The sequence below is a fragment of the Sphingomonas sp. dw_22 genome (genome assembly GCF_018449795.1).
Lineage (GTDB): Bacteria > Pseudomonadota > Alphaproteobacteria > Sphingomonadales > Sphingomonadaceae > Sphingomonas.
Genome location: NZ_JAAVVE010000015.1, coordinates 76,632 through 87,263, shown reverse-complemented (window position 1 = coordinate 87,263; position 10,632 = coordinate 76,632). Strand labels below are relative to the sequence as shown.

At 65.9% G+C, this 10,632-nt stretch carries 9 protein-coding genes and 1 tRNA gene; 6 read left to right on the top strand and 4 right to left on the bottom strand.

Going from position 1 to position 10,632, the window contains the following annotated elements; all coding sequences use genetic code 11:
* The coding region (locus tag HB724_RS09335; RefSeq protein WP_213980651.1) for a TolC family protein at nucleotides 1-662 on the top strand (662 nt) is incomplete at its 5' end.
* 6 nt (nucleotides 663-668) lie between these two features.
* Here HB724_RS09335 and HB724_RS09330 read toward each other — a convergent pair.
* The gene (locus HB724_RS09330) at nucleotides 669-1,184 is read right to left on the bottom strand and encodes a hemerythrin domain-containing protein (protein ID WP_213980650.1); all 516 of its coding nucleotides are present in this window, start codon (nucleotides 1,182-1,184) and stop codon (nucleotides 669-671) included.
* 108 nt (nucleotides 1,185-1,292) lie between these two features.
* Between HB724_RS09330 and HB724_RS09325 the strand changes: the two genes are divergently transcribed.
* Nucleotides 1,293-2,555: an Nramp family divalent metal transporter gene (locus tag HB724_RS09325; protein ID WP_213980649.1), complete on the top strand. Its 1,263-nt coding sequence runs from the start codon at nucleotides 1,293-1,295 to the stop codon at nucleotides 2,553-2,555.
* A gap of 30 nt (nucleotides 2,556-2,585) precedes the next feature.
* Here the strand turns inward: HB724_RS09325 and HB724_RS09320 are convergent.
* Together HB724_RS09320 and HB724_RS09315 are read right to left on the bottom strand one after the other, a co-directional pair.
* Nucleotides 2,586-2,662 (bottom strand) — tRNA-Pro (locus HB724_RS09320).
* Nucleotides 2,663-2,752: 90 nt separating this feature from the next.
* Nucleotides 2,753-4,051 (bottom strand): FAD-dependent oxidoreductase, encoded by a 1,299-nt coding sequence (locus tag HB724_RS09315; protein WP_213980648.1) that lies wholly within the window; start codon nucleotides 4,049-4,051, stop codon nucleotides 2,753-2,755.
* A gap of 96 nt (nucleotides 4,052-4,147) precedes the next feature.
* Here HB724_RS09315 and pnuC point away from each other — a divergent pair, with 96 nt between their 5' ends.
* The 3 genes from pnuC to HB724_RS09300 all read left to right on the top strand — a co-directional run bounded on the left by pnuC (nucleotide 4,148) and on the right by HB724_RS09300 (nucleotide 7,737).
* Entirely contained in the window at nucleotides 4,148-4,702 is a 555-nt protein-coding gene (gene pnuC, locus HB724_RS09310; RefSeq protein WP_213980647.1) for a nicotinamide riboside transporter PnuC, read from the top strand.
* Complete coding sequence (locus HB724_RS09305) at nucleotides 4,699-5,232, top strand: ATP-binding protein (protein WP_213980646.1); 534 nt, start codon at nucleotides 4,699-4,701, stop codon at nucleotides 5,230-5,232. Before pnuC ends, HB724_RS09305 begins: the two co-directional genes overlap by 4 nt.
* 192 nt (nucleotides 5,233-5,424) lie before the next feature.
* The gene (locus HB724_RS09300; RefSeq protein ID WP_213980645.1) at nucleotides 5,425-7,737 is read left to right on the top strand and encodes a TonB-dependent receptor; all 2,313 of its coding nucleotides are present in this window, start codon (nucleotides 5,425-5,427) and stop codon (nucleotides 7,735-7,737) included.
* 122 nt (nucleotides 7,738-7,859) lie between these two features.
* On the opposite strand, the gene HB724_RS09295 is transcribed toward HB724_RS09300, so the two are convergent.
* Nucleotides 7,860-8,609, bottom strand: a complete 750-nt coding sequence (locus HB724_RS09295) for a CsgG/HfaB family protein (RefSeq protein WP_213980644.1) — start codon at nucleotides 8,607-8,609, stop codon at nucleotides 7,860-7,862.
* A gap of 206 nt (nucleotides 8,610-8,815) precedes the next feature.
* Between HB724_RS09295 and lepA the strand changes: the two genes are divergently transcribed.
* The gene (gene lepA, locus HB724_RS09290; protein ID WP_213980643.1) at nucleotides 8,816-10,627 is read left to right on the top strand and encodes a translation elongation factor 4; all 1,812 of its coding nucleotides are present in this window, start codon (nucleotides 8,816-8,818) and stop codon (nucleotides 10,625-10,627) included.
* The last annotated feature ends 5 nt before the right edge of the window (nucleotides 10,628-10,632 follow it).

The window sequence follows — 10,632 nt, the reverse complement described above, 5'->3', positions numbered from 1 at the left end:
CCCCCCCCGTGCCGCGGGCCGCCCCCGGGGGCGGCCGCGCCGGCCCCCACCCCCGCGCCGCGCCCCCGGCCACCCCCGACGCGGTCCTGGTCGGCCTCCGTTCCGTGCTGCTGGAGCGCCGCCCCGACATCCGCCAGGCCGAGCGCGAGCTTGCAGCCGCCACCGCGGACGTGGGCGTCGCCACCGCCGATCTCTTCCCGCGCTTCTCGCTGTTGGGCAGCATCGGCCAGCAGGCGCGCATGCCGGGCGATCTCGTCTCGGGCGACAGCACGCGCCTCCAGATCGGCCCGAGCTTCTCCTGGCCGATCTTCGCGGGCGGCACGATCCGCGCCCAGATCCGCGCCGCCGACGCCCGCGCCCAGGGTGCCGCCGCGCGCTACGAAAAAGCGGTGACGGGCGCGCTCTCGGACAGCGAGGCGGCGATCAACCGCTTCCTCAATGCCCGCACCGCCGAAGCCGATGCCGCCGCGTCGCTGGAGCGCGAAAGCGCCGCCTTCGCGCTCGCCGAGCGTCGCGCTCAAAGCGGCGAGGACGACCGCCTCACGCTGCTCCGCGCCCGGGAATCGCTGCTTGCGGCCCAGCGCCGCGCCGATCAGTCCCGCGCCGCCCAGGGCCAGGCGGCCATCGCGCTGTTCAAGGCACTGGGCGGCGGCTGGAAATAGCCCCGATCAGGCGGGCACGAGATTGACGGCGCGCGGCTTGGCGGGCGGCAGGCCGCCGCTCTCCGCTTGCGCCATCAGCTCCTGCTTGCGCGCCAGCATCGCGTCGCGCAGCGCGACCAGATCGACATCCTCGGCCTTGCGGCACTGGGCGAACATGCCTTCGCTCGGCATCTCCTCCTCATGGACATGGTGCTTGATCTCCTCGGAGAGCACATGGACCTTGGCTTCGTAGAAATCGTCCTCGGGCGATCCCGCCTCGATGTCGTTGACCAGCATCTTCGCGCCGTCATGCTCGACATAGGCTTCGTCGAGCAGGTCGCCTTCGATCCTGCCGCGATAGGCGGGATAGAAGATCTCCTCCTCGATCATCGTGTGGATCTTGAGCTCGGTACAGATCTGATGCGCGAGCTTCTGTTTCGACGCGGCGCTGCGCGTGCCCTCGAACTGCTCGAACAATTCCTCCACCTTGCGGTGGTCCGCCTTCAGCAGTGCGATCGCATCGGTATAGCTTTGTTCTGCCATGGAAATTCTCCGTGATTGCGGCCCGGTAAAGCGTGAGCGGCGCGCAAAGTTCCTTTGACTAATCCAGAGCAATGCGAAATCTGGGGCGCGGGCCGATCAGGAGCGACGATGGACACCGAACGCACCGATCCCAAGCCCTCATTCGGCAAGCAGCTCGGCCCCGGCCTGATCACCGGCGCCGCCGACGACGATCCCAGCGGCATCGCCACCTATTCCCAGGCGGGCGCGCAGTTCGGCTTCCAGCTCCTGTGGACGATGATCCTCACCTATCCGCTGATGACCGCGGTGCAGCTGGTGAGCGCGCGGATCGGCCGGGTGACGGGGCGCGGGCTCGCATCGAACATGCGCGATGTCCTGCCGCGCTGGATCCTGACGACGCTGGTCGCGCTGCTCTTCGTGGCGAACACGATCAACATCGGCGCGGACCTGGCCGCGATGGGCGATGCGGCCGCGCTGGTGGCGGGCGGGGGCGGGCATGTCTTCACCATCGTCTTCGCCGTGGGGTCGACGCTCCTCCAGCTCTTCATCCCCTATCACCGCTATGCCGCGATCCTGAAATGGCTGACGCTGGTGCTGCTCGCCTATGTCGCGCTGGTGCTGATGGTGCATGTCGACTGGGCGGCGGCGGGCAGGGGCATGGTGATCCCCACGATCGCCGGGGCGGGCGCGGTCACCACGATCGTCGCGATCTTCGGCACCACGATCAGCCCGTATCTCTTCTTCTGGCAGAGCAGCCAGGAAGTGGAGGAGATCGACGGCCATGACGACGAACATGCGCTGGAGGATGCGCCCGACGAAGCGCCTCGCGAGCTTGGCCGCATCCGCATCGACACGTTCGTCGGCATGGCAGTCTCGAACCTCGTCGCGATCGCGATCATGATCGGCACCGCGGCGACGCTCAATGCCGCGGGCAAGACCGATATCGCCACCGCCGCCGACGCCGCCGAGGCATTGAAGCCGGTGGCGGGGCAGTTCGCCTTCCTGCTCTTCGCGCTGGGCATCGTCGGCACGGGCCTGCTCGCGGTGCCCGTGCTTGCCGGCTCGGTGGCTTATGCGATCGGCGAGGCGCGCGGCTGGCGGATCGGGCTGGAGCGGACGCCGGTGGAGGCGCCGGGCTTCTATGCGGTGATCGGCACCGCGATGCTGCTGGGGATCGGCATAGACTGGTCGCCGATCGACCCGATCCGGGCGCTGTTCTGGAGCGCGGTCATCAACGGCGTCGTCGCGGTGCCGATCATGGCGGTGATGATGGTGGTCGTCTCGCGCCGGGCGATCATGGCGGAGTTCACCGCGCCGATGCCGCTGCTGGTGTTCGGCTGGGCCGCGACGGCGGTGATGGCCGCGGCAGCGGTGGCGATGTTCGTGCTTTGACGCGCCAACGGATCGAAATCTGGAAGAAAATGGTCGGGAAGAGAGGATTCGAACCTCCGGCCCCTGCCTCCCGAAGACAGTGCTCTACCAGGCTGAGCTACTCCCCGACGGAGTATCGAACGGGCGCCGCGGCGCACCGGATCGATGCTGGAGCGGCGCCTATAACCATGGTCTTCGAGTCGTGCAAGCGCCTCTGATCAGCTTGTGCGCGCGGCGAGCATCGCGTCGATGCTGGTGAATTTCTCGCGCGGGCTGCCGATGCGCGCGGCGGCGATCTCGGCGGCGTCGATCTGCTGCCAGGCGCGGAAGGTGACGACGTCCACGCCGCGCCCCGCAAGCAGCGCGTCCAGCCCCGGCCGGCCCTGCCTGCCGCCGCCTTCGCCGATATCCGCGGCGATCTTCTCGACGATCGCGAAGCCGTCCGGCCGGTTGGTGCCGATCGTCCCCGTCGGCCCGCGCCGCGCCCAGCCGACCGCATAGAGACCGGGCATCACCCGCCCGTCTTCATTGGCGAAGCGGCCCGCGCGGTCGTCATAGGGCACGCCCTCGATCCGAGGCGTGCGATAGCCGATGCAGCTCACCACCAGTCCGGCGGGCAGCGCATAGGTCTCGCCGGTGCCGGCCGCATGGCCCTCGGGATCGAGCCTGGTCCGCTCGACGATCACGCGCTCCACCTTGCCGTCGCCTTCGATACGAACCGGCATCGCGAAGAAATCGAAGACGATGCGGATCGGCTTGTCCGTCTGTGTCCCCGCGAAATGGCGCAGGTGGGTGACCGACTTGCGCTGGCCGGGATCTAGCAGCATGTCGTCGCTGGCCGGGGGCAGGTCGGCCGGATCGACCACCGGCGCCGCGCGCGCCAGCTCGCCGAGCTCGCCCAGTTCCTTGGGCGTCATCGCGATCTGGTGCGGACCGCGCCGCCCCAGGATCGTGATCGTGTCGATCCTGTTGCCTCTGAGCGCCTCCAGCGCATGGCTGACGATGTCGGAGCCGGCGAATTCATCCTCGGCCTTGGCGAGGATGCGCGCCACGTCGAGCGCGACATTGCCGTTGCCGATTACCACCGCGCCTGGCCCGTGCAGTGGCGGCGCCAGGTCGGCATGGTCGGGATGGCCGTTATACCAGCCGACGAACGCCGCCGATCCGACCACGCCGGGCAGGTCTGCGCCCGGTATCTCCAGCGGCCGGTCGCGCGGCGCTCCGGTGGCGAGCACCACGGCGTCGTAGAGCCCGCGCAACTCCTCGATCGAGACGTCCTTGCCCAGGGTGACATTGCCGACGAAGCGGACATTGTCGGTCAGCGCCACCGCCTCGTAGCGGCGCGACACGCCCTTGATCGACTGGTGATCGGGCGCGACCCCGGTGCGGATCAGCCCGAAGGGGACCGGCAGTCGATCGATGATATCGACGCGCACGTCCTCGCCGAAGGTCTTCTGGCAGGCCTCCGCCGTATAATAGCCGGCAGGCCCTGAGCCGATCACCGCGATATGGCGCATGTGCTCTCCCTTCGATTTGTACGCAGCCTAGCAAGCGGGGCGGGGAGGGCAAGCGGCCCCTCGACTATATGGTTAATTGCCTGCTAATCGGCGGAGGTGAGCCCGATCGAAGTCGCCGCCACCCTGTTGGGGCTCGTCAACGTCATGCTGGTCGTGCGGCGCAGCATGTGGAACTATCCCTTCGCGCTGGCGATGGTCTCGCTCTACGGCTGGATATTCTTCGGGGCGAAGCTCTACAGCGACGCGCTGCTCCAGATCTTCTATTTCGCGGTCAATCTCTATGGCTGGTGGAACTGGGCGCGCTCGCGTGCCGAGACGGGCGAGGTCCGGGTCGAGCGGCTGGGCGCGAACGCGCGTGTCGCATGGCTCGCCGGGTGCGCCGTCGCCATTCTCGCCTGGGGTGCGCTGGTCCACCGCTTCACCGACGCCGCCTATCCCTGGTGGGACGGCGGTGTCGCGATGCTGAGCGTCGTCGCGCAGATTCTCCAATCGCGCCGCAACTGGGAAAGCTGGGTGTTGTGGATAGCGGTGGACCTGATCGCGATCCCGTTATTCATGGTTAAGGATCTCTGGCTTACGGCGGGATTGTACGGGATTTTCTTGGCCCTCTCCGTCTGGGGCCTCATCGATTGGACACGGGCACGAGCATGATTCCGCGCACCATCTGCCTTCACGGTCCTGAAAGCGTGGGCAAGTCGACGATCCTGCACAAGCTCGCCGATCATTTTGGCGGCGAGGCGATCGAGGAATATGGCCGCGAATATGCCGAAGCGCGCGGCATCGATTTCACGATGCAGGATCTGCTCGAGATCGCCAAGACACACGATGCCGGCCGCCGGATGATGCTGTCCGCCGGCGCCGATCCGCTGATCCTCGACACCGATCCGCTGATGACCGCGGTATGGGCCGACATGCTGTTCGGGAAGCGTGATCCCTGGTTCGATGCCTGGACCGGCACGGCGGACTTCTACCTGTTGTTCGACATCGATCTGCCCTGGGTCGCGGACGGCACGCGGCTGTTCGGCACGCCCGAGCTGCGCGCCCAATTCTTCGAGCTCTCCAGGGCCGAGCTGGAGCGCCGCGGCGTGCGCTGGGCGCTGGTGGGCGGGCAGGGCGATGCGCGCCTGGCCCATGCGATCGCCGCGATCGAGGCCGAGCAAAGGGCGCTCCAATCCGCCTGATGCTGCAGGTGCGAAATTGGCCGCGCATTTGTCATTAACCGGACATAATCCGCTCCTATCCGCGACCCCGCAGAGGGCGCAAACCTCACAGGAAAAAAGAACCGGAAAACCGGGAATCCGTCGTGATTCTCCGGCACGCGGTCGTGCGCCCGATGATCCAGGGTGGAAACAGTCAGTAATCGGGGATTGAACATGAAATTCGCAAAAAGCCGGTATCTCGCCGGCGCGGCGCTTGGCGCCTGCTTCTTCTCGACCGCGGCCTTCGCGCAGGATGCGCAGACGAGCGCGGACAGCGGCACCGATCTGAACGAGATCGTCGTCACCGCGGAGCGGCGCCCCGAGAACCAGCAGGACGTGCCCGTCTCGGTCGCGGTAATCAGCGGCCAGAATGCGCGCGACTTCACCGCCAGCGGCGACGATACGCTGCTCGCGCTGTCGGGCAAGGTGCCGAGCTTCTATGCGGAGACGACCACCGGCCGCATCTTCCCGCGCTTCTATATTCGCGGCCTGGGCAATATCGATTTCTATCTCGGCGCCTCGCAGCCCGTGTCGATCATCCAGGACGACGTGGTGCTCGAGCATGTCGTGCTCAAGTCGAACCCGGTCTACGACCTCGACCATGTCGAAGTGCTGCGCGGTCCCCAGGGCTCGCTGTTCGGCCGCAACACGACCGCCGGCATCGTCAAGTTCGACACCGTCCGCCCGAGCCAGGAGCTCTCCGGCCAGGCGCAGCTCAGCTATGGCAGCTACAACAGCATCAATCTCGACGCCGGCATCGGCGGCCCGCTGAGCGATAACGTGGCGGTCCGCATCTCGGGCCTGTTCCAGCACCGCGACGATTATGTCGACAACCGCTTCGCCGGTCCCAACTCCGATGGCACCAAGGGCGGCAAGAACGTGATGGGCGGCTTCGACGAGCGCGATGTCCGCTTCCAGGTGCTCGCTACGCCCACCGCCGACTGGTCGGTCCTCGGCTCGTTCCATGTCCGCAACTACAACGGCACCTCGACGCTGTTCCTGCGCAACGCGCTGGTGAAGGGTTCGAACGACGTCAGCAACGTCTCGCGTACCTCGGTCAATTATGACGAGGCCGCCAACAATCCCCAGGATTACAACACCTATGGCGGTTCGCTGAACTCGACCTGGGATTTTGGCGGCGTCACGCTGACGTCGGTCACTGCCTATGAGACCAGCAACGGCTATAGCCGCGGCGATACCGATGGCGGCGTCAGCCAGCTCGGCTATGTGCCGACGCTGGCGGCTTGCCGCGATTGCGGCGAATCGATGGGCCGCCTGCGCGACCTCGACCAGTGGACGCAGGAGCTGCGCCTCGCCAGCGACACCGCCGGCCCGTTCAAGTGGCAGCTCGGCGGCATGTATTTCGACCAGCGCGACATCACCGAATTCTACCAGCGCGCCTGGTTCCTGAGCCCCGGCGTCGTCGGCCGCAATCCCAACAACTGGGTGCGGCTGCATGACGTCAACACCAGCTGGGCGTTCTTCGGCCAGGCGAGCTACCAAGTTCTGCCCAAGCTGACGCTCACCGCCGGCGCGCGCATCACCCAGGACACCAAGACCACGGACCTGCTCAAGACCGCCGATACCGCGGCGGGCGCCGTCACCTATACCGGTCGCCATCATGTCCGTCTGTCGGACACCAAGCCGAGCTGGGACGTGAGCGCGCTCTATGAGGTGAGCCCGGACGTCAGCGTCTATGCGCGCGTCGCCAAGGGCTTCCGCGGGCCGACGGTCCAGGGCCGCTCGGCCGTGTTCAACTCGGACTTCACCACGGCGAACTCGGAAACGATCCTGTCGTGGGAAGCCGGCTTCAAGAGCACGATCGGCCGCACGCTGCGCTTCAATGCCTCGGCCTTCACCTACACGGTCGACGACATCCAGCTGAACGGCAACGATGCGGACGGCAACGGCGTGCTGTTCAATGCCGACAAGGCCAAGGCCTATGGCGCCGAGGCCGAGCTCGACTGGCATCCGGTGCGCAACCTCGCGATCTCGCTGGGTGCAAGCTATCTGCACACCGAGATCCAGGACAAGCGCGTCTATGCCCAGGTCTGCACGCTGAACGGTGTGGTCGTCTGCACGGTGAAGGATCCGGTGATCCAGCGCACCGTCTTCGGCGCGCCGGCCTATTTCGCGCAGATCGACGGCAATCCGCTGCCCAATGCGCCGAAGTACAACCTCAACCTGGCCGCGCGCTACGACATCCCGGTGTTCGAGAAGGGCAAGATCTTCATCTCGACCGACTGGAACGTGCAGGGCTACACCAACTATGTCCTCTACAAGACCGATGAATTCTATTCGGACGGCAATATCGAGGGCGGCCTGAAGATCGGTTATTCGGGCAATGACGGCGCCTATGAGCTGGCGGTGTTCGCGCGCAACATCACCAACGAGAAGAACCTCAAGGGCGTGATCGAGAACTATATGGCCGCGGTGATCAACGATCCGCGCATCATCGGCGTCTCGCTCACGGGCCGCATCAAGTAAGGTTCCCTTCCCGGGAAAACATGACCCGGCGGCGAGCGATCGCCGCCGGGTTCGTCCGGGGAAACAAAAACGGCGGCGGCCCCGGGGTCCGCCGCCGTTTGTTTGTCAGCGGATGCCCGCGATCAATAGTCGCCGGGGGGCAGGCCGCCGAGCTCCTGGACCAGCTTGATATAGGCATCGAGATAGGCGAGCACGATCACCTGGCCGATCGCGGTATCCTGGTAGCCGCCGCCGCCAACCGCGCCGAAGCCACCCCACCAGCCGGCGCCCGCGCCGCCGCCGAAGCCGATATCGGTCTTGCGCGCATAGCCCTCGACCACGGACTCCTCGGTCGTGCGGGCATCGACCATGCTCAGCGTGACATTGGCTTCCTTCTTCTTGATGTTGACCGCGCCGACCACGGCGCCGACGCCGCCGCCGATCAGCCCGCCCAGCGCGCCGCCAAGGCCGCCGCCACCCGAATTGCGATTGCCCGAGACGATATTGGGCTCGAGGAAATAGTCCGCGGCCTTCACTTGGCCCTTGCCCATGTTCGAGCCGCGCTGCATCTCGCCCTGATCGGCCATGGCGCGTTCCATCGCGCGGCTCTGCAGCGCCCGGCCGCGATTGACGAGGCTGAAACAGCCCGATTGCTGGACGAAGACCTTCAGCACAGCCTCGGGGCTGCCCAGGTTGAATTCGCGCCACCACTGATTGTCGGGCTCGACGATTGAGATCGTGCCGAGCTTCTTGGTGCAATGCGGAATGTCGCGCATGCCGCGTTCCTGCTCCTTGCGACCGGAGGATTTGTCCTGCTTCTTCTGGGCCAGGGCTGGCGTGGCCGCCATCGACAACGCGGCGACAGCCGCCGCCCCAAGCATCAACTTACGCATTCTTTTCCCCTTCCAAATCTGCCGATTCGCAACATGCAGTGTGCGGATATGCGGCGTCCTTCAACTCTTCAACACGGGAATGCGGCTCCCGGTCCCTATCACAGCGGACGATATCAGGTCCGCCACCGGGACAATAGGACAGTAACGACATCGCGCCACACGGACGCTTTGGCTTTCGTGGGCAAGCTGCTAACGCGCGCGGAATCATGGCCACCGAACTTTCCCGCATCCGCAACTTCTCGATCATCGCGCATATCGATCACGGCAAGTCGACTCTGGCCGATCGGCTGATCCAGCGCACCGGCGGGCTCACCGAGCGCGAGATGAGCGCGCAGGTGCTCGACAATATGGACATCGAGAAGGAGCGCGGCATCACCATCAAGGCGCAGACCGTGCGCCTCGACTGGAAGGGGCACGTCCTCAACCTGATGGACACGCCCGGTCACGTCGACTTCGCCTATGAGGTCAGCCGCAGCCTGGCCGCGTGCGAAGGCGCGCTGCTGGTGGTCGATGCGGCGCAGGGCGTCGAGGCGCAGACGCTCGCCAATGTCTACCAGTCGATCGAGCATGACCATGAGATCATCCCGGTCATCAACAAGATCGATCTCCCTTCGGCCGAGCCTGAGAAGGTGCGGCACGAGATCGAGGAGATCATCGGGATCGACGCGTCGAACGCGGTGCTGACCAGCGCCAAGTCGGGCATCGGCATCGAGGAAGTGCTCGACGCGATCGTCGAGCGCATCCCGGCACCGAAAGGCGACGTCAATGCGCCGCTGAAGGCGATGCTCGTCGATAGCTGGTACGATCCGTATCTCGGCGTCGTGATCCTGGTGCGCGTGATCGACGGATCGATCCGCAAGGGCCAGCAGATCAAGTTTATGCAGGAGGGATCGGTCCATCTGGTCGATCGCGTCGGCTGCTTCCGCCCCAAGATCGAGCAGCTGAGCGATCTCGGCCCCGGCGAGATCGGCTTCATCACCGCCCAGATCAAGGAAGTCGCCCAGACCCGCGTCGGCGACACCATCACCGACGCCAGGCGCCCCGCCGCCGAGGCGCTGCCGGGCTTCAAGGAAGTCCAGCCGGTGGTGTTCTGCGGCCTGTTTCCGGTCGACGCCGCCGATTTCGAGAAGCTGCGCGAGAGCATCTCCAGGCTGCGGCTCAACGACGCCTCGTTCAGCTTCGAGATGGAGACCTCCGCCGCGCTCGGCTTCGGCTTCCGCTGCGGCTTTCTCGGGCTGCTGCACCTGGAGATCATCCAGGAGCGGCTGACCCGCGAGTACGACCTCGACCTCATCACCACAGCGCCGTCGGTCGTCTACAAGCTCCTGCTCACCAAGGCGGCGGGCGAGGCCGAGCCGCGCTCGATCGAGCTCCACAATCCCGCCGACATGCCCGATCCCACGCGCATCTCCGAAATCGAGGAGCCGTGGATCAACGCGGTGATCTATGTTCCCGACGAATATCTCGGGCCGATCCTCAAGCTCTGCCAGGATCGCCGCGGCATCCAGAAGAACCTCACCTATGTCGGCGGCCGCGCCCAGGTGACCTATGAGCTGCCGCTCAATGAAGTCGTGTTCGATTTCTACGATCGGCTGAAGAGCATCAGCCGCGGCTATGCCAGCTTCGATTACGAGCAGATCGGTCACCGCCCGGGCGATCTCGTCAAGATGAGCATCCTCGTCAACAACGAGCCGGTCGATGCGCTGAGCATGATCGTCCACCGCTCGACCGCGGAGTCGCGCGGACGCGGCATGTGCGAGCGGCTGAAGGATCTGATCCCGCGCCATCTGTTCAAGATCCCGATCCAGGCGGCGATCGGCGGCAAGGTGGTCGCCCGCGAGACGATCGCCGCGCTGCGCAAGGACGTGACCGCCAAATGCTATGGCGGCGACGCCACGCGCAAGCGCAAGCTTCTGGACAAGCAGAAGGAAGGCAAAAAGCGCATGCGCGAATATGGCAGTGTCCAGATTCCGCAGGAGGCCTTCATCGCCGCGCTGCGCATGGGCGACGACAGCTAGGTTCC